The following is an 18,457-nucleotide window of genomic DNA, read 5'->3' as shown; positions in this document are numbered from 1 at the left end:
CTTCCTAATGTCCGAGATAGGCTTCGATCACGGCGGGGTTCTTGCGGACTTCGTCCGGCCGTCCCATTGCCAGCACCTTGCCTTCCGCCATCACCATCACGCGCGAGCACAGCGACATCACGAATTCCATGTTGTGCTCGATCACGACGAAGGTGGCGTTCTTCTCGCGGTTGATCGCGACCAGCCGGTCCTTGAGGTCCGCCAGCATCGACGGGTTGACGCCGCCGGCGGGCTCGTCGAGCAGCACCAGGCGTGGCCCGCCCATGAAGGCCATGGCGGCGTCGAGCAGCTTCTGTTGGCCGTAGGAGAGGCCGCCGGCCGGCTCGACTGCGAGATGATCGAGCTTGAAGAAGCCGATCATCTGGTCGGCGGCATCGGTCAGCCCGGCATCGGAGCGGCCGACCAGGCGCGAGGCCATGTTGCCCTGGTGCTCCTGGCCGGCGAGGATCAGGTTCTCGCGGACCGAGAGTTTTGGGAACACTTGCAAGAGCTGGAACGTGCGACTGACGCCGAGCTTGTTGAGCTCGGAGGGACGCAGGCCCGTGACCACCTTGCCGTCGAGCTTGACCTCGCCGCCGCTCGGGGTGAGCTGGCCGAGGATGCAGTTGAACAGGGTCGACTTGCCACAGCCGTTCGGCCCGATCAGGCCGAGGATCTCGCCCTCGCGGACATCGAAGCTGACGCCGTCGACGGCGCTGATGCCGCCAAAGTTCTTCTTGATGTTTGTGACTTCGAGAACCGCACTCATTGCGCCGTCTCCAGGCGTGATTTCGCGACGGCGCGCAGCGCGGAGGCTGCCCTGGTGCGGCGTGCCGCCATATAGCGATCGAGGATTCCCAGGATGCCGGTCGGCGACCAGATCAGCAGCAGCATCACCGCGACCGCGTAGAGCATCAGATAGTAGCCCTCGGTGAAGCGCAGCCATTCCGGCAGCAGCACCGCGATCATCGCGCCGAGGAACGGGCCGAAGTAGAAGCCGGCCCCGCCGACGATCACCATCATCAACAGGTCGAGCGAGAGCGACAGGTTGAATGGCACGGGATCGATATATTGCGTCAGCGGCGCATAGAGCGCGCCGGCGACGCCGCCGAGCGCCGACCCGATCGCAAAGGCCATCAGCGTGTAGCGCCGCGTGTCGACGCCGAGCGACTGCGCGCGCAGCGGATTTTCGCGCAGCGCCATGAAGGCGCGGCCCCAGGGCGAGCGGATCAGCCACCACACCGCGAGCGACACGATCGCGAGCGAGCCGAGGCAGACATAATAGAACGGCAGCGGCTTGTTGGTCGCGAGACCAAAGATGTGCGGCCGCGGAATGTTGGAGATGCCGTAGATGCCGCCGGTCAGCCAGCTCTCGTTGCGGAACACCAGGAAGGCGAGGGTGGAGAAGGCCAGCGTGACGAAGGCGAGGTAATGGTGCTGCACGCGCAGCGCCGGATAGCCGAGCACCCAGCCGACCGCGAAGCTCAGCACGATCGCGACCACGATCGCCGCCGGCAGCGGCCAGCCATGGGTCGTCATGATCGCCGCCGCATAGGCGCCGATGCCGACGAACGCTCCCTGCGCCAGCGAGACCTGGCCGGCATAGCCGAGCGTGAGGTTGAGGCCCATCGCGGCGATGGTCATCACCGCCCACTGGCTCAGGATGAACAGGCCGTAGCGGTTGAAGTTCATGGGGACGACGATCAGCGCCGCGATGACGGCGAGTCCGAGCGCGATCTTCAGAGGTTTGGCAAATCCGCTCATACCGTGCGCTCCTCGGCGCGGCCGAGCAACCCTTGCGGCCGGAACAGAATGACGACGATCAGGAAGATCAGCGGTACCGCTGCGCGATATTGCGTGGAGACGTAGGCGGCCGCGAGATTGTCGAGCACGCCGATCAGGAGGCCGCCGGCGATGGCGCCGCGCACCTGGTTGAAGCCGCCGACGATCGCGGCGATGAAGGCGGCCTGGCCCAACACCTCACCGGAGGAGAATTTTGCCAGATAGATCGGCGTGATCAGCAGCGAGGCGAGCGCGACCAGGAAGGCGTTGATCAGGAAAGTCAGGAGGATCATCCGCTCGACGGGCACGCCGATAATGCGCGCCACCGTCGGATTCTGCGCCGCCGCCTGCATCTGGTGGCCGAGCGAGGTGCGGTTCAGAAGCGTGGTCAGGCCGAAGACGGCAAGAATGGCGACGACGAGCACGCCGATGCTCTGCAGCGAGACCGCATGACCGAGCACCGAGATGTCGCCGGTCGGCACGATCGAGGGGAACGGCGAGGCCTCGGCGCTAAAGAACTGCTTCACGGCCTCCTTGATGCCGATCGCCAGCGCCATGGTGGCGATCGCAAGCGGCAGCACGCCGTGACGCATCATCGGATCGACCAGCAGCAGCTTGAAGGCGAGGCCAAGCAGGATCATCGAGAGCAGGATGCCGAGGATGATGGCGAGCCAGAACGGCGCCCCCACATGCATCGCCGCCAGCATCAGGAAGGCCGGCAGCATCACGAACTCGCCCTGCGCGAAGTTGATGGTCTGCGAGGTCTGCCACAGCAGCGTGAAGCCGACCGCCACCAGCGCGTAGATGGCGCCTGTGGCAAGTCCCGCGACCAGAAGATCGAACAGATTGGACATGGGTTCTCTTTGATCGTTAGAGCCCGAACGAACTGGATTGACGCGAATTCAGGTCCATCTCACTCCCTCTCTCCGTCCCTACGGGGAGAGGGAGAAGGGCGCGAGCTCACTTCACCTTCGGCAGCACCTGCTTCACGACCTGCTTGCCTTCGACCACCTCCACCAGAAAACTCTGGCGATCGATGTCGCCGTTCTGGTCGAAGGTGACGTCCATCAGGGTGCCAGGCTCGTCCGCGGCCTTGATCGTCAGCCCGTGCAGCGTATCGGCGAAAGCCTTGGGATCGACCTTGCCCATCTTCTCGGTGGTGGCTTTCACCATGTAGACGGCGAGGTAACCCTTCAGGCCGTTGTGGTCGGGCACGTAGTTGTACTTCTTGGCGAACTTCTCGCGGAACGCCTTGATCAGGTCGACCGGCGCGTCGGTGGTGAGGCCGACATGGCCGCGTGCGCCGTTGGCGGCGTCGCCGGCAAGCTCGATCACCTTCTGGCCGATCAGCGTGGTCTCACCCATCAGCGGCGCAGTGACGCCCTGGCGCTTCAGCTCTTTGAGGATGCGCGCGCTCTCTTCCTCGTTGAGGTAGACGAAGACGGCATCTGGATTGGCCGCCTTGATCTTGCCGACGTCGGCGGCGAAATCGGCCTGGCCCGCTTCGGTGGAGAGGTCGGCGACAACCTTGGAGCCGAGACGGTCGAGCTCCTTGACGATGACGTCGCGCCCGCCGCGGCCAAAGTCATTGTTGACCCAGACGACAGCGACCGTCTTCGCCTTCATCTCGTCGTGGATGTACTTTGCGACCTTCGGCATCGAGGACTGCTGGCCGAACGAGGTGCGGAACAGGAACTTGTTGCCGGCCTGTGTCAGCTCGGCAGCCTCGCCGCCCATGATCTGGGCGATACCGGCTTCCGCCGCCAGCGGCGCGGTCACCTTGACCGAGCCGGAATAGCCGGGTCCGAGCAGCACATAGGGCTCGGCGTCGAGCGCCTTCTGCACCTGGGCGCGCGCCACGCCGGGGTTGGACTGCGAGTCGGCGTGGGTGACTTCGAGCTTGCGGCCAAGCACGCCGCCCTTGGCGTTGATCTCCTCGATCGCGAGGTCGATGCCGTTCTTCCAGTTGGTGCCGACGGTGGCGCCGCCGCCCGAAAGTTCGGCGACGTCGGCAAGCTTGATCGCCTGTCCGTGGGCGCCGGTCGCGGCGGCAAAGGCAAGCAGGGCGCCCGCCAGAATGGTCGATTTCATCGTCTCTCCTCCCGTTGTGTTGATGTTGTCGGCGGCCTTGTGTCCGGCCGCTTGGTTTACGCTGCGTAGTACGCCGAGCTTCGTGCCGCCATCACCTCGTCGAAGGCCTCTCCCATGACGTCGGTCGATGGGGCAAGGCCGGTGAACAGCTCGAAGGCGTCGGCCGCCTGGTAGATCGCGAGCTCCCGTCCGGTCATGATGCGCGCGCCCTTGGCTTGCGCAGCCGCCAGCAGCGGCGTGATCAGCGGCGAATAGACGGCGTCGGCGACCCACAATCTTTCGTGCAGCAGCGTGGCCGGGACCGGCATCTCCCGGTTCGGCAGCATGCCGACCGGCGTGCCGTTGACGAGGCCGGTTGCGCCATCAAGTGCATCCTCGACGCTCAAAGCGACCCTGGCGCCACTTCGCGCTACAAGCAGTGAGGCGAGTTTCTCGGCACGTCCGGGCTCGCTGTCGAAGATGCGGATGTCGGCCACGTTTCGGCTCGCCAGCGCAAATGCAATCGCCTTGCCGACGCCGCCGGCGCCGATCACGGCGACGGCGTTATTCGATGGCGCCAGCAGCGGCGCCACCGCGCGCGCAAATCCCGTGGTGTCGGTGTTGTGGCCGATCAGCCGGCTGTCCCTGACGACGACGGTGTTGACTGCGGCCATGGCGGCGGCGCCGGGCGCCAGTTCGTCGAGCAGCGGGACCACGGCCTCCTTGTAGGGATAAGTGACGTTGATGCCGGCAAAGCCGAGACGGCGCACGCCCTCTAGCAGCGTGCTGAGCTGCGCGGCATCGGCGCCGGCGATCTCGATGAGCTGGTAGTGGCCGCGCAAGCCGAGCGCCTCGGCGGCGCGCTCATGCATGGCGGGGGAGGCGGAGTGAGCGATCGGCGCGCCGAGCAGGCCGGTGAGGAGCTTCTTGCTGGTGGCGGGTCCGCGCTTCGACATGATCCACTATCGTCTCGTAAGGGGCGTTGATTCCCCGCCATTAGCGGGGAAATCCGCGCAATTCCAAGTGCGACGATAGCCCTTCCTCTGCCTAACACAATTACTCATTTATCCGGCAAACCTAACATTATGTTATTTCTTGCGCCCGCGCGCGGGGGCGGCCTTGCCGTTGCCGCGGGAGGGTTCGACCGCGCGCATCTCGGCGCGTAAGGCTTCGATGAAATACTCGACATGGAGCGACAGCGGCGCGCCCCGCTTCACCGCGATATAGGTGTCGAACCGCGTCGGCTCGGTGATCTTCAACAGCTCAATGCCGGGGTAGCCACCATGGGCGACCGTGAACTGGTCGATGATGGCGATGCCGAGCCCTGCCTTCACCAGCGCGCAGACGGTCGTTCCGAAGCGCGCGCGGATGGTGATGTTGTAGTCGAGCCGGTTGCGCGCGAAAATCTCGGCCATGATCCGGCCGTAAGGGTCGTTCGGGTCGATGCCGATCAGCGGATAGCGGGTGATCTCGGCCGCCGAGACCTGCTTGCGGCCGGCGAGCTCGTGGCCGGGCGGCACGATGCAATAGAGCTCGCCCGAGGCGAGCGGCATGAAGTCGAGGCCGGAATGCTCGAGCCGGTAGCTCATCGCCACGCACTCGCCGCGGCCGAGCAGGAGATAGTCGATTGCTTCTTCGAGCTTGAGGATGTTGATGTCGATGCCGAGATCCGGATAGCGGCGGCGGACGCGCTCGATCGCGCGCGGCACCATCACCTGCGAGATGCTCGGCACCGAGCCGATGCGCAGCTCCGACAATCCGCCGCGTCCGATCTTTGAGATGATCTCGGAGAGATCGTCGACCTTCTTGTAGACGCCGTTGATCTGCTCAAAAATGCTCTCCGCCTCCGGCGTCGGGAAGTAGCGGCCGTTCTGACGCTGGAAGAAGCGGATGCCGAGCGAGCGCTCGGTGTATTTGACGAGACGGCTGATGCCGGGCGCAGACACGTTGAGCAGCTTTGCCGCGCCGCCGATGGTGCCCGTCACCATCACGGCGCGGATCACTTCGACCTGGCGCAGCGTCATCATGTCCTGGACATCCCGAAAGGCGATCGCGGCGGCAATCATCTCACGACAAGCGTGATGTCATCCAGCGCCAAGTGCCTGTCAACAAGGATGAAGGGAGCGCCTGCTTTCCCTCTCCCCTTGTGGGAGAGGGTGGCTCGCCGCGGTAGCGGCGAGACGGGTGAGGGGTCTGTCTCCGCGCGTGAATCTCTCGCAGCGAGTTTGCGGAGGCAGACCCCTCATCCGGCGCTTCGCGCCACCTTCTCCCACAAGGGGAGAAGGAAACTCAGCTTCGCGGTCAGAGTGTTTCGACTAAAATCAGCGCGTTCGAATAGAAAGGCGGCGTCGCGCGATGTGTTTCATCGGCGCCGTTGCTGCAGCTGCGCGGCTCAGCTCGCCGGCCCGTCGGGCGAGGCGCTGTCGGGCTGTCTTGCGCGTTCGCTTTCCAAGACCTCACGCGCGAACTCGATGATCTTCTGCTTGTTTGCCGTTTCGCGGACGGCGAAAAACACGCGGTTGAGTTCCAGCCCGAGCACGCTGTTGAGGGCGATGTTCTCGTCTTCCATCGTGGTTTCCCGCTTCGGACAAGAAAGGTGTATCTTGGCGCCCATTCTTCCACAAGTAGATTAAATCTTCAGAGCGCACGATGTTCCGGGAAACTACGGGAGCGGCGAATTGAGGCAGCCCCCAAAGACGTGCTATACGGAGCGGCAAGGGACAGGAAACGCACCGATGTCCGCCGTTGACTATGGTCGGGAAGCGCTCGACTTCATCGAAGGCCTGGAAGCCTATCGCAGAGTTCCGGACGCGATGAATGCGCTCGAAGCGGCATTCGGTCGCTTCGGCTTCGAAACCATCATCGTGACGGGATTGCCGAACCCCAACCAGCGGTTTGCGCAGATGGTGCTCGCCAAGCGCTGGCCGGCGGAATGGTTCAAGCTTTACACCGAGAAGAACTACGACCGTGTCGACCCGGTGGTGCGGATGTGCCGGCGATCGATCAACCCGTTCGAATGGTCGGAAGCGCCCTACGACGCCGAACTCGAGCCGAACGCGGCGGAGGTGATGAACCGCGCCACCGATTTTCGGATGTCGCGCGGGTTCATCGTGCCGATCCACGGGCTGACCGGCTATGAGGCCGCGGTGTCGCTCGGCGGCGTCCATCTCGATCTCAATCCCCGCAGCAAGCCGGCGCTGCATCTGATGGCGATGTACGGTTTCGATCGCATCCGTCGCCTGCTGGAACCGGCGTCGAATCCATCGACGCAACTCACGCCGCGGGAGCGCGAGGTGATTGGCTGGGCCGCGCAAGGCAAGTCAGCCTGGGAGATCGGCGAGATCCTGCACATCACGCAGCGCACCGCCGAGGAGCACCTTGCAACTGCCGCGCGCAAGCTCGGGGCCGTCAACCGCACGCACGCGGTGGCGCTGGCGATTCGCCGCAAGATCATCAGTCCCTAAGCGACATACTGGGAAATTTCCCAATACCGGGTCTGCCTCTTTTCGCAGACTCTGCCCCCATTGGAGATGGATGGGGGTTTTCATGATTCATGCGATTTCCGCGGCCAATCGTCACCTCTATGAAGACGTGATCGAGCAGCATTTCCGATTGCGCCACGAGATCTTCGTCGAGGAGAGGCGCTGGGAGACGTTGCGCAAGCCCGACGGGCGCGAGATCGACTCCTACGACAACGAGGACACGGTCTATCTGCTGGCGCTGGAGGATCGCCGCGTCGTTGGCGGCCACCGGCTCTATCCAACAACCAAGCCCTCGATGATGAGCGAGGTCTTTCCGCATCTGGCATCGGTTCGCGGCTGCCCAGCCGATCCGCTGGTCTGGGAATGGTCACGTTACTTCGTCGTACGCGATCGTCGCGACGGCGTCCTCAATCTGCAACTGATGGCGGCTGTGCAGGAGTTCTGCCTCGACCAGGGCATCGCGCAAGTCAGTGCGATCATGGAGACGTGGTGGCTGCCGCGCTTCCACGAGGCCGGCTTCGTCGTGACGCCGCTCGGTCTGCCGGCGCTGGTGGAAGACGCCTGGACCATGGCCGCCACCATCGATGTCCGCCAGGAGACGCTCGACGCCCTGCACGAACGTGTCGGAATGGCGTCGGTCGTCCGTCAGGACGGTCCGCGCATCGATGCCATCGCCCGTGCCAACAGCTGCGGCCTTGTCGCAGCGCAACGAAAGATCGCCTGAGATGTCGAACATTATGCGGGACATCCAAATCATGGCGCAGACGAAGGACGAGAATCTCGGCTACATGTCCGACATGGCGCTCGAGCTCGCTCAGCTGGCGGAAGACTCCGGACTGGCGACGCTCGCCTATCTGTTCCGGATGGCGGCGCTGGAAGCCTCCACCGTGAACAACGTCATGGCCGAGCCGGACGATTTCCCTCACCAGATGACGTCGCACTAGGCGCATCATTTCCGCTCCTACGAACTCCCTCGGATCTCTCCCCGCTTGCGGGGAGAGATCATCGCCCGTCGGGAATGACATCGCGGCGCGCTGCGTCCGTTCGCCGCGGCATCACCGTGGCGATTGCGCTCATCCTGCATCCCGCGAATGCACGCTGAATTGCTCCCACACGCCATCGACAACCTTGACGGTTCAATGTCGACCATGCGCCCTCTCGAGAAGGTGCGGCAGGTTGACCCATTCAGCGCGGCAACTTTCTTGCAGGGCCGCTCGGCTGCATGGATCAAGATGCAACAAAGTGCATGTCTGGCGTAGAATCGCTCTTGCCTCGGAACGATACTGCCATTACCCATTTTTCGGCCTTGAAGAGGCAGGGGGAGCTCTTTCACTGATGGCGACCGTGTTCGAACACCGGCGCGACTCTGCGTGCGCCTGAAAGAGTTTTGATGCTGCTCGTCGTCGAACAATTCTTGAACGGATTGCAGTTCGGCCTGCTGTTGTTTCTGCTCGCCGCCGGGTTGACGCTGGTGTTCGGGATCATGGATCTCGTCAACCTCGCGCACGGCTCGCTCTACATGATGGGCGCCTATTTCGCCGCGACCTTCGCCGCGTGGACGGGCAGCTTCATCCTCGGCGCGCTGATGGCGCTCGGCGCGACGCTCGTGCTCGGCATCGTGCTTGAAGTGACGGCGCTGCGACATCTCTATGGGCGCGACCATCTCGACCACGTGCTCGCGACCTTCGGCCTGATCCTGTTCTTCAACGAGGCCGTGCGGCTGATCTGGGGCCCGGCCGGGCTCGCGCTGCCGCTGCCGGCCTGGCTCACGGTGCCGGTGCCGATCCTGCCCGGCATTCACTATCCCGCCTATCGCCTCGCGATCATCGTGGTGGCGCTGCTGGTCGCGCTGCTGCTCTATCTCGGCGTGATGCGCACCCGCATCGGTATGCTGATCCGGGCCGGGGCTTCCAACCGCGAGATGATCGGCGCGCTCGGCATCAACATCAAGCTGCTCTACACGCTGGTATTCGGCTTAGGTGCCGCGCTCGCCGGCCTTGCCGGCCTGATGCAGGCGCCGATCCTCACGGTGCAGATCGGCATGGGCGAGAACATCCTGATCCTCGCCTTCGTCATCATCGTGATCGGCGGCATCGGCTCGATCCGCGGCGCGTTCCTTGCCGCGATCTTCGTCGGCATGATCGACACGCTCGGCCGCGCCTTCCTGCCCAACCTGTTGCGGCAGGTGCTGAGCTCGACCGCGGCGTCTACCGCCGCGCCCGCACTGTCCTCGATGCTGATCTACCTGTTGATGGCGATCGTGCTGGTGGTGCGGCCGGAGGGGCTGTTTCCGGCCAACCGTCGATGAAGGGTTTGAGCGTGAGCAAGGCCGTTACGGCCCTGATGCTGGCGGGGCTCGTGCTGCTGCCTCTCTATTCGTCGCTGTCCGGCAACATCTTCATCCTGACGCTGTTCACGCGCATCGTCATCCTGGCGCTGGCGGCGGCAAGCCTCAACCTCATCATGGGCTATGGCGGCATGATGAGCTTTGGCCATGCCGCCTATCTCGGCATCGGCGGCTATGCCGTCGGCATTCTTGCGCAGGAGGGCATCGGCTCCGGCTTCGTCCAGTTTCCGGTCGCGCTCGCTGCCTCTGCGCTGTTTGCGCTCGTGATCGGCGCGCTCTCCTTGCGCACCCGCGGCGTCTATTTCATCATGATCACGCTCGCCTTTGCGCAGATGGCCTACTACGTCGCCTCAGGCCTTGCGCGCTACGGCGGCGACGACGGTCTGACCGTCTACAAGCGCAGCGACTTTTCCGGTCTGATCGACCTGTCGGATCGCGTGCAGTTCTACTATCTCTGCCTCGCGTGCCTCCTCGGCGTCATCTTCCTGATCTGGCGCATCGTCAATTCGCGCTTCGGCCTCGTGGTGCAGGGCCTGCGCTCGAACGAGCAGCGCATGCAGGCGATCGGCTTTCCGGCGAAACGCTATCAGCTCGTCTGTTTCGTGATATCGGGCACCATGTGTGGGCTCGCCGGCGCGCTGCTCGCCAACAACACCGATTTCGTCAGCCCGGCCGTGATGTACTGGACCCGCTCCGGCGACCTCATGGTGATGGTCATCCTCGGCGGCATGGGCACCCTGTTCGGCCCGGTGATGGGCGCGGTGGTATATCTGCTGCTGGAAGAGTTCTTGTCGCAGATCACCGAATACTGGGCGCTGATCATGGGCCCGCTGCTTCTGCTGATCGTGCTGTTCGGCCGCGGCGGCATCATGGGCGTGCTCGGGAGGGTTGGCCGTGGCTGAACCGCTGCTCCGCGTCGAAAAGCTGGTGCGCCGCTTCGGCGGCATCACCGCGACCGACAACGTCTCGCTCGACGTCGCGGCCGGCGAGCTGCACGCGATCATCGGCCCGAACGGCGCCGGCAAGACCACGCTGATCAGCCAGCTCACCGGCCATCTCGCCCCGCACGCGGGAACCGTCTCGCTCGGCGGCCGCGACATCACCTATCTTCCGGCCTATCGCCGCTGCGCGCTGGGACTTGCGCGCTCATTCCAGATCACCTCGCTGCTGCTCGATTTCACTGCCGCCGACAATGTGGCGCTCGCCGCGCAAGCGCATGCCGGCACGTCCTTCCGCTTCTTTGCCAACGCGCGCAAAGAAAAGGGCCTCCGCGATGCCGCGCATGCCGCGCTGGACCGCGTCGGTCTGTCCCATCGCGCCGATGTCGTGGTGTCCCGGCTCAGCCATGGCGAGCGGCGCGAGCTCGAGCTCGCGGTCGCGCTTGCGAGCAGGCCGAAGCTTTTGCTGCTCGACGAGCCGATGGCCGGCCTCGGCGTCACCGAATCCCAACGTATGGTGAAGTTGCTGCAGGAATTGCGCAAAGAGGTTTCGATCGTGCTGGTCGAGCACGACATGCCGGCGGTGTTCGCGCTCGCCGACCGCATCTCGGTGCTGGTCTATGGCCGCGTCATCGCCTCGGGCGATCCGGCCGCGATCCGGCAGAATGAAGACGTCAAGCGCGCCTATCTCGGCGACCAGCATGTGGTGACGCGCCATGGTTGATAGGCTGCTCGACGTTGACGGCATCGAAACCTGCTACGGGCTCTCCCAGGTGCTGTTCGGCCTGTCCCTGTCGATCAAGCGTGGGGAGATGGTCTCGCTGATGGGCCGCAACGGCATGGGCAAGACCACCACCATCCGCTCCATCATGGGCCTGACGCCGGCGCGCGCGGGGACGATCCGTTTTGATGGCACGGAAGTGCGGCAGCTTCCGTCCTACCGAATCGCAAAGCTCGGCGTCGGCCTGGTCCCCGAGGGGCGCCAGATCTTTCCGAACCTCACCGTGCGCGAAAATCTCGTCGCGGCGGCCGCCGACCGCTTCGGCAGCGACAATGCGTGGACGCTGGCTGCGATCTACGTCCTGTTCCCGCGGCTTGCCGAGCGTGCCTCCAACATGGGCAACCAGCTTTCCGGCGGCGAGCAGCAGATGCTCGCGATCGGCCGCGCGCTGATGACCAATCCGAAGCTCCTGATCCTTGATGAAGCGACCGAAGGGCTGGCGCCGCTGATCCGCGAGGAGATCTGGAACTGCCTGTCGATGCTGAAGAAGCGTGGGCAGTCGATCCTGGTCGTCGACAAGAACGTCGACCATCTCGCCCGCATCTGCGACCGCCACTACATCATCGAGCGCGGCAAGGCGGTGTGGAGCGGTACCTCGGACGAGCTGATTGCCGAGCCGGATCTGCAGCACCGGTATCTGGGGATTTGAACTTCGGTCGACGGCTGGACGGACGCCACGTGCGCGCCCGTCACTCGGTGTCGTCCTGGCGAAAGCCATACCGCGAAATCTATCGATGGCGGGAGGGATGCAGTCGCGGACCACCAGTCTTCGCCCAACTTCTCCCTGGGGTTGTGTCCTGGTTTTCGTCAGGACGACATCTCGGAGACCGCTATCGGCCTCACCCAATAGATCCCGGAGCGATGTAGCTTGCGCGGGGGAAGCCCCGCTATCTGGTCAATCCACCTTACCTAAACCGCGCCTTCCGCCGCTAGCGCGCCAGGCGATGCGTGCCGATTTCGCTCAGGGTGGTCCGGCAGGACAATCGGTAAATCAGACTGAACAATTGACCCCACATGATCCAACTCCACTGTTTGATCACATGGTGACAGGCTAGCGCCGCAGTTTTTCCGGCGGTTTTCGAGAGAGCGAGAAAATGGCTTCGTCGGAGAGGGGAGTGATGTCGTCGGAACAGGCGGGACGAAGTCGTCTCACGGGGGTGTGAGGCGGGCGCTGTCATTCCGGTGTGATGCGTCACAGTGCCTGGGCTAAAACATCTCGAAATATTCGCGATGCTCCCAGTCGGTCACCTCGGCGAGGAAGCGGTCGATCTCGGCGTTCTTGATGTGGGTGTAGTAGTCGACGAACTCAGCCCCCAGTTTCTCGCGGAAGAACGGATCGTCCTTCAGCGCGCTGACCGCATCACGCAGCGACTTCGGCAGCAGCGGTGCCTTGGTTTCGTAGGGCGTGTCGGCCGAGGGGCCGGGATCGAGCTTGCGATCGACGCCGTCGAGGCCGGAAAGGACCTGCGAGGCCATGTAGAGATAGGGATTGGCGGCGGGCTCGCCGACGCGGTTTTCAAGGCGCGTGGCGGCATCGTTCGGCCCGCCGAGCACGCGGATCATCACACCGCGATTGTCGCGGCCCCAGACCGCGCGGTCCGGTGCCAACGAATAGGAGCGGTAGCGCTTGTAGCCGTTGATGGTCGGCGTGGTGAACACGGTCGCCGCGCGGGCGTGGTCGAGGAGACCTGCGAGATAGGCGCGGCCGAATTCGCTGAGCGGCTCGCCGCCTCCCTTCGCCATAAACAGGTTCTCGCCGCTCGCGCGCGAGACGATCGACTGGTGCAGATGCCAGCCGCTCGCAAATAAATTGGCCAGTTTCGGCCGGCACATGAAGGTGGCGTGATAGCCATGTCGCCGCGCAATCTGCTTCACGGCAGACCGGAACAGCACCATGTTGTCGGCTGGCTCCATTCCCTTCCTCGGCTGGAAGGTGAACTCGCATTGGCTCGGCCCGAACTCGACCTCGACGGAGCGCAAGGGCAACCCGAGCGCGACGATATCGCGCCGCAAAATCTCCAGCACCGGCTCCATCTGATCGAAGCGCTGCTCGGTGAGGTATTGATAGCCGTGGCTGAGCAGACTCACCGAGGGCGGCGTGCCGGGCTGGCCGGCGTCCTCTGCGCGCATATGCGGATCGTCGAGCCTGAAGATGTGGAATTCGACCTCGAGCCCCGCCACGAAGTCGTAGTCGCGCTTTCCGAGCTCATCGAGCACGCGTGCGTAGAGCCCGCGCGTCGCGAACGGTACGGGACGGCCGTCATTGAAATAGAGATCGCACAGAACCCAGCCCGTGGTCGGCGCCCAGGGCAGCACGCGGAAGGTGATGGGATCGGCGACCATCAGCACGTCGGCCGCGCCTTCCATCTCCTTCATCCCGAACCCGCCGCCGGCGGTGAACACCGGAAACACCGTGCGGTGCGAGGTGTCCTTGGCGAGCATGGTCGTGGTGATCGAGCAGCCGCTTTCCAGCGAGGCGATCGCCTCGGACGCGATGATGGTCTTGCCGCGCAGGATGCCGTGCTGGTCCGGGAAGGCGAGGCGGATGACTTCGAGGTTTTTCTCCTCGACGAGCCGCCGCATACGCTGCGCCGCGTCCCTCTGCTCATCCGACCACAGCGCATGACGCGCGACGAAAGTCACTGCCACTGCTATTGCTCCTTGCTAATCGTTGCGAGCATAGCCCACGCCGTCATCGTCCGCGAAGGCGGACGATCCAGTATTCCAGAGACGGTCGTGTGTCCACGAGAGGCCGCGGCGTACTGGATGCCCCGCTTTCGTGGGGCATGACAGCGGAGAATGTGGAGCCGCCGTCGCGACTCGCGGGCGGGAAACGGCATTGTCACTCCGCCGCCGTCAACCGATGCACGTTATCGGCGATCTCCTTCGGCACCGGCGCGATCCAGGGGGCGCCGCGGCGGCGCTTGACGTCGACTTCCATCCAGTAGGTTTCCCAGCCGCGCGTCGGCCCGATGCCGTCCATGGTCGCCGGTCCCTGAATGCTGCGCGCATTGCCCTCGTCCAGGAACAGCATCGGCTTCTCGCCGCCCAGAACCTTCTCGATCTCCTGCCGCAGCAGGCGGCGGTACTGCACGATCGCCTTGTCGCTCTGGCCGAGGTGCTCCTTGGTGCGGTCCTGGATCGCGCCCATCGATTCCACCGCCCACTGGTCGTGCACGTTGATGTCGGTGCCCATGCCGGTGTAGGTCGCGGTCTGCTGCTCGTGCGGATCGAAGCCGTAGTCGTTGGTCTTGTTCTTGCGCGACTTGTAGTCGGGCAGCTCATAGAGCTCGAGCCGCTGGTCGCGCATCTTCTGCTTGTCGACCGGGTTGGTGTAGCTGGTGAAGATCGCGTACCAGTAGCAGTTCTCGTCGTCGACCGGGATGTGCCACTGCGTGATCGTCATCTCCGTGCTCATGGGGATGACGAAGCCGTGCGGGAAGAGCTGGTTGGTCACCCGTACATGAGTGCGCTCCTCGTCGATCTCGCGCAGCGCGATCAGTCGCAGGCCATATTCGGTGTGCTCGACATTGATAATCGGGCGGTCGTATTCGCGCAGGATTTTTGTCATTGGCAGGTCGCTTCCCGCGGACGCGCCACGGAACTGCTTGCCGTAGGCGGTCGAGGTGTCCTCGTCTTCGAAGAAGCGGTGCAGGTAGGACGCGTGCGCGGGATCGATGCCGACCTCCAGCGCCTGCAGCCAGTTGCAGGCCATATGGCCCTTGAACGCAAAAGTGTGCGTGCCAGGTGCGACGAAGCAGTCGAGTTCGGGAAAGGCCGGCGGCTCACCTTCACCAAGATAGGCCCAGAGGATGCCGCTCTTCTCCACCACGGGATAGGAGCGCTGCCTTATGTTCTGGCAGAGTTTTGAATCCTTCGGCTCGGCCGGCGTCTCGATGCACTGGCCGGTCGCGTCGAACAGCCAGCCATGGAAGGCGCAGCGCAGGCCGCCATGTTCGAGCCGGCCGAAGGCGAGGTCGGCGCCGCGATGCGCGCAATGGCGGTCGATCAGGCCGTAGCGTCCCTGCTCGTCGCGGAACAGCACCAGGTTTTCGCCGAGCAGTTTGACGGGTCGGATTGGCCGCGCGCCCTCGAGCTCATCGACCAGCGCCGCCGGCTGCCAGTAGCTCCGCATCAGCTTGCCGCAGGGGTCCTTCGGCCCGGTGCGAGTGATCAGGTCGTTCTGCTCCTGGCTCATCATGGCGGTCGCGTCCTTTTTCTGGAGGGCGTTTTGTTCGCCTATTGAACGAATGGGCGAATTATGACATGCCTTGGATCGGCAGCAAGCACTATTTTGCAGGAATGTCCCGACACCCATGCCCAAGCTGAAGCGGAGCGAGAACGGGGAGCGCGCGACGGATTTCGTCGAAAGCCTCGATCGCGGCCTGCGCCTGCTGCAGTGCTTCGGCGGCACAGCTAGCCCGATGACGCTGAGCGATCTCGCCCGCGCCGCCGAGCTGCCGCGAGCCACTGCGCGGCGCATGCTGTTCACGCTCCAGCGCGGCGGCTTCGTAACTGGTGACGGCAAGCTGTTCTCGCTGACACCCCACGTGCTGACGCTCGCAGCCTCGTATCTGCGCTCGAGCCAGCTCGTCGCCGTGCTTCAGCCGGTGCTCGACCGCGTTGCGACCGCGGCGCAGGAAATTTCTTCGCTCGCGGTGCTCGATGGCGATGACGTCGTGTTCATCGCCCGCGGCGGCCCGGCGCGGGTATTTTCGGGCGGACTGGAGATCGGCTACCGGCTGCCGTCGTTCTGCACTTCGGTCGGCCGCGCCATGCTCGGTCAACTCGACGATGCCGACCTTGCTGCGCGCCTGAAGACAATGAACCGCGAGGCGCTGACGCCGCAGACGGTGACCGATCCCAAGGCGCTGCTCGCGTGCATCATAGCCGACCGCACGCAAGGCTATTCGCTGGTCGATCGCGAGGCCGAGCCGCATTTCCGCTCGATCTCCGTCCCCGTCCGCCGCTACGACGGCGTCATCGTTGCCGCCATCAACATGGGCGCCCATGTCGATCGCGTGCCGGCGCGGGAGCTGATCGACCGCTTTCTGCCGCTGCTGCGCGAAGGCGCAGAGTCTGTGCGCTCGCAATTGCTGTAGCTGCGTAGGGTGGGTTCGCGAAGCGTAACCCACCGACGTCTATCCGCGCGGAAAGCAAAGAGATGGGTTATGCCTCCAGCTGCCACCCTACATTCCCGCCGTCCGTGCTATAATGCGCCCCGCAGAAAAGACGAGGGAGGATGCCATGCAACACACCATGGTTCCCAGTGATCGCGTGGAGCACGTCGCCGTCTATGGACGCGACGGCACGAAGCTCGGCACGATCGAGCGGTTGATGCTCGACAAGGTGAGCGGAACGGTCGCCTACGCCGTGATCAAGACCGGCCGGCTGCTCGGCACTCACCACCATTATCCCCTGCAGTGGAGCGCGCTGAAATATGATCCGGGGCGTCAGGCCTTCCAGGTCGAGCTGACGCCGGAGCAATTGAGCAGCGGCCCCTGCGAAGTCGATGGCGATGCATTCGACTGGGGCGACCGCTCGCGGCCCTACCAGCATCCGAATTACTGGTCGATCTAGCGGTGCAGTAATCGTTGTAGCCCGGGTGAGCGAAGCCATACCCGGGACGCCGGCCGCAGAGTTCCGGATGTCGCTTCCGCCTTCGCTCTCTGAGCTGCGGCGGACAAGTCGCTCATCCGGGCGTCGTGCGCGCCGCTACCCTTCCGCCGCCTCGCGCTCCATGTCGCGCCCCGCGAGGTCCTCGCCCTGCATGTTGGCATAGTCGCGCGCCATCTCGCGCATCAGGAATTTTGCCGGCACGTCGTGATAGGTGCCGCGGTCATTGACGTATTGCATGTAGGTGCGGCCCGCGCCGTCGAAGGGATGCAGCAGCGCGTCGTTGTGGCCGTCGAAATCGAGCGGGGCCACGCCGACCTTGGCGCAGAGCGTATCGTTGAAGGTCGGCGTCGCCTTGCGCCAGGCACCGTCGACATAGACTTCGGTGAAGCCGTGCCAGGTGAAGATGTCGGTGCCCATGCTCTGGCGCAGCTTTTCGGTGGTGAGGTGGTTCTTCACATCGGCAAAGCCGACGCGGGCGGGAATGCCGTGCACGCGGCACGCGGCGGCATAGAGCGCGGCCTTGCCGACGCAATAGCCCTGGCCTGCGGCGAGCACGCTCGAGGCGCGGAACGTCTCGGCGACGCGCATGCTCACGTAGGGATTGTAGCGGATGCCGTCACGCACCGCCTTGTAGAGCACGCTCGCCTTCTCTCGCTCGCTCGCATCGGCTCGCACGGCCGCCTCGGCGAATTGCTGAACGGCCGGATGATCGCTGTCGATGTACTCGCCGGGATCGGTGTAGAGGCGGCGGATGGTGTTGGGGAGAATGTCGGTCATGCCTGAGAGCTTAACAGGTGACCCGCACGGAACTCAAACTACGCGACGTATAGGACGTTGCGTGCGGGCACGCCGCGCCGTCATTTGCGTCCAGACGCTGCGCCGACGATCCCCGTTATTGCCGGTTGCGCATCCAGTCGGCGAGCCCCGACAGCGCGCGGTCGAGATCCCCGCGCGCGGCAGCGTCCGCGACCGTCTCCTTCAGCGCGCCGCGCATGCAGAGCAGCCACGCATCGCGTTCCGCGTCGCCGATCGCAAAGCCGATGTGCCGTTGGCGCAGCCGCGGGTGGCCTTTCTCGACGGAGTAGAGACGTGGTCCGCCGGTCCATTCGGTGAGATAGCGCTTCAGCACATCCTTGATCAGGCCGAGGTCGGCGGCGTGCATCGCGCGGATGGCTTGCGCCTCCTGCAGCTTGTCCATGCGTTCGTAGAAGCGCTCGACCAGTCGATCGATCGTAGCGCTGCCGCCGATCCGCTCGAACATGGAAACCGCGACGTCGCTATCGGTCATTGCTCATCCCAAAGCTTGCTGTTGGGCTCGGATATAGTGTCATTGCGGCGCGCGCACAAATTCCACTGTCGTCCCGGACAAGCGCAGCGAAGCGGAGCGAAGATCCGGGACCCATATGTGGACGGCCCCCGTGGCACAAGAGCTTTGTGAGGTTTGATCGGATCGCTTGCG

At 64.3% G+C, this 18,457-nt stretch carries 20 protein-coding genes; 9 read left to right on the top strand and 11 right to left on the bottom strand.

Annotated elements, in window-relative coordinates; genetic code table 11:
* Positions 1 to 4: 4 nt before the first annotated feature.
* The 7 genes from AYJ54_RS17665 to AYJ54_RS49400 all read right to left on the bottom strand — a co-directional run bounded on the left by AYJ54_RS17665 (position 5) and on the right by AYJ54_RS49400 (position 6,400).
* Positions 5 to 748 carry an ABC transporter ATP-binding protein gene (locus AYJ54_RS17665; protein ID WP_063700601.1) on the bottom strand — a complete coding sequence of 248 codons (744 nt, stop codon included), beginning with the start codon at positions 746 to 748 and terminating at the stop codon, positions 5 to 7.
* A complete protein-coding gene (locus AYJ54_RS17660; protein ID WP_063700600.1) occupies positions 745 to 1,743 on the bottom strand; it encodes a branched-chain amino acid ABC transporter permease in 999 nt (332 codons plus the stop codon). Before AYJ54_RS17660 ends, AYJ54_RS17665 begins: the two co-directional genes overlap by 4 nt.
* Positions 1,740 to 2,615, bottom strand: coding sequence for a branched-chain amino acid ABC transporter permease (locus AYJ54_RS17655; RefSeq protein ID WP_063700598.1), 876 nt, complete (start codon positions 2,613 to 2,615; stop codon positions 1,740 to 1,742). Before AYJ54_RS17655 ends, AYJ54_RS17660 begins: the two co-directional genes overlap by 4 nt.
* A gap of 106 nt (positions 2,616 to 2,721) precedes the next feature.
* Complete coding sequence (locus AYJ54_RS17650; protein WP_063700596.1) at positions 2,722 to 3,852, bottom strand: ABC transporter substrate-binding protein; 1,131 nt, start codon at positions 3,850 to 3,852, stop codon at positions 2,722 to 2,724.
* A 56-nt stretch (positions 3,853 to 3,908) separates the two neighbouring features.
* Positions 3,909 to 4,787 (bottom strand): shikimate dehydrogenase, encoded by an 879-nt coding sequence (locus tag AYJ54_RS17645; protein ID WP_063700594.1) that lies wholly within the window; start codon positions 4,785 to 4,787, stop codon positions 3,909 to 3,911.
* Positions 4,788 to 4,919: 132 nt separating this feature from the next.
* Positions 4,920 to 5,858 carry a LysR family transcriptional regulator gene (locus AYJ54_RS17640; protein WP_063700671.1) on the bottom strand — a complete coding sequence of 313 codons (939 nt, stop codon included), beginning with the start codon at positions 5,856 to 5,858 and terminating at the stop codon, positions 4,920 to 4,922.
* A gap of 365 nt (positions 5,859 to 6,223) precedes the next feature.
* Positions 6,224 to 6,400, bottom strand: coding sequence for a hypothetical protein (locus tag AYJ54_RS49400; RefSeq protein ID WP_136623761.1), 177 nt, complete (start codon positions 6,398 to 6,400; stop codon positions 6,224 to 6,226).
* Between the two features lie 166 nt (positions 6,401 to 6,566).
* Between AYJ54_RS49400 and AYJ54_RS17635 the strand changes: the two genes are divergently transcribed.
* The 7 genes from AYJ54_RS17635 to AYJ54_RS17605 all read left to right on the top strand — a co-directional run bounded on the left by AYJ54_RS17635 (position 6,567) and on the right by AYJ54_RS17605 (position 12,028).
* The gene (locus AYJ54_RS17635) at positions 6,567 to 7,295 is read left to right on the top strand and encodes a helix-turn-helix transcriptional regulator (protein WP_063700592.1); all 729 of its coding nucleotides are present in this window, start codon (positions 6,567 to 6,569) and stop codon (positions 7,293 to 7,295) included.
* Positions 7,296 to 7,377: 82 nt separating this feature from the next.
* Positions 7,378 to 8,037 (top strand): acyl-homoserine-lactone synthase, encoded by a 660-nt coding sequence (locus AYJ54_RS17630; protein ID WP_063700590.1) that lies wholly within the window; start codon positions 7,378 to 7,380, stop codon positions 8,035 to 8,037.
* 1 nt (position 8,038) lies between these two features.
* Complete coding sequence (locus AYJ54_RS17625; RefSeq protein ID WP_063700588.1) at positions 8,039 to 8,257, top strand: hypothetical protein; 219 nt, start codon at positions 8,039 to 8,041, stop codon at positions 8,255 to 8,257.
* Positions 8,258 to 8,703: 446 nt separating this feature from the next.
* The gene (locus AYJ54_RS17620; protein ID WP_063700586.1) at positions 8,704 to 9,621 is read left to right on the top strand and encodes a branched-chain amino acid ABC transporter permease; all 918 of its coding nucleotides are present in this window, start codon (positions 8,704 to 8,706) and stop codon (positions 9,619 to 9,621) included.
* The gene (locus AYJ54_RS17615) at positions 9,618 to 10,562 is read left to right on the top strand and encodes a branched-chain amino acid ABC transporter permease (RefSeq protein ID WP_063700584.1); all 945 of its coding nucleotides are present in this window, start codon (positions 9,618 to 9,620) and stop codon (positions 10,560 to 10,562) included. Before AYJ54_RS17620 ends, AYJ54_RS17615 begins: the two co-directional genes overlap by 4 nt.
* Positions 10,555 to 11,322 carry an ABC transporter ATP-binding protein gene (locus AYJ54_RS17610; RefSeq protein WP_063700582.1) on the top strand — a complete coding sequence of 256 codons (768 nt, stop codon included), beginning with the start codon at positions 10,555 to 10,557 and terminating at the stop codon, positions 11,320 to 11,322. Before AYJ54_RS17615 ends, AYJ54_RS17610 begins: the two co-directional genes overlap by 8 nt.
* Complete coding sequence (locus AYJ54_RS17605; protein WP_063700580.1) at positions 11,315 to 12,028, top strand: ABC transporter ATP-binding protein; 714 nt, start codon at positions 11,315 to 11,317, stop codon at positions 12,026 to 12,028. The genes AYJ54_RS17610 and AYJ54_RS17605 overlap by 8 nt, the downstream gene beginning before the upstream one ends.
* A 557-nt stretch (positions 12,029 to 12,585) precedes the next feature.
* Here the strand turns inward: AYJ54_RS17605 and AYJ54_RS17600 are convergent.
* Positions 12,586 to 14,022, bottom strand: coding sequence for a glutamine synthetase family protein (locus AYJ54_RS17600; RefSeq protein WP_063700578.1), 1,437 nt, complete (start codon positions 14,020 to 14,022; stop codon positions 12,586 to 12,588).
* Between the two features lie 199 nt (positions 14,023 to 14,221).
* Positions 14,222 to 15,580: an aromatic ring-hydroxylating dioxygenase subunit alpha gene (locus AYJ54_RS17595; RefSeq protein ID WP_063700576.1), complete on the bottom strand. Its 1,359-nt coding sequence runs from the start codon at positions 15,578 to 15,580 to the stop codon at positions 14,222 to 14,224.
* Between the two features lie 115 nt (positions 15,581 to 15,695).
* On the opposite strand from AYJ54_RS17595, the gene AYJ54_RS17590 reads away from it, so the two are divergent.
* Together AYJ54_RS17590 and AYJ54_RS17585 are read left to right on the top strand one after the other, a co-directional pair.
* Entirely contained in the window at positions 15,696 to 16,481 is a 786-nt protein-coding gene (locus AYJ54_RS17590; RefSeq protein ID WP_063700574.1) for an IclR family transcriptional regulator domain-containing protein, read from the top strand.
* A 145-nt stretch (positions 16,482 to 16,626) separates the two neighbouring features.
* Positions 16,627 to 16,959 carry a PRC-barrel domain-containing protein gene (locus AYJ54_RS17585; RefSeq protein WP_063700670.1) on the top strand — a complete coding sequence of 111 codons (333 nt, stop codon included), beginning with the start codon at positions 16,627 to 16,629 and terminating at the stop codon, positions 16,957 to 16,959.
* A 135-nt stretch (positions 16,960 to 17,094) separates the two neighbouring features.
* Here AYJ54_RS17585 and AYJ54_RS17580 read toward each other — a convergent pair whose 3' ends face one another.
* Together AYJ54_RS17580 and AYJ54_RS17575 are read right to left on the bottom strand one after the other, a co-directional pair.
* Positions 17,095 to 17,775 carry a transglutaminase-like domain-containing protein gene (locus AYJ54_RS17580; RefSeq protein WP_063700572.1) on the bottom strand — a complete coding sequence of 227 codons (681 nt, stop codon included), beginning with the start codon at positions 17,773 to 17,775 and terminating at the stop codon, positions 17,095 to 17,097.
* A 115-nt stretch (positions 17,776 to 17,890) separates the two neighbouring features.
* Positions 17,891 to 18,286: a group II truncated hemoglobin gene (locus AYJ54_RS17575; protein ID WP_063700570.1), complete on the bottom strand. Its 396-nt coding sequence runs from the start codon at positions 18,284 to 18,286 to the stop codon at positions 17,891 to 17,893.
* Positions 18,287 to 18,457 lie beyond the last annotated feature (171 nt).

Origin of the sequence: Bradyrhizobium centrolobii, from assembly GCF_001641635.1 — a bacterium.
Classification (GTDB): Bacteria; Pseudomonadota; Alphaproteobacteria; order Rhizobiales; family Xanthobacteraceae; genus Bradyrhizobium; species Bradyrhizobium centrolobii.
The sequence above is the reverse complement of the archived record's forward strand: the minus strand, read 5'-3'. Positions and strand labels throughout refer to the sequence as shown.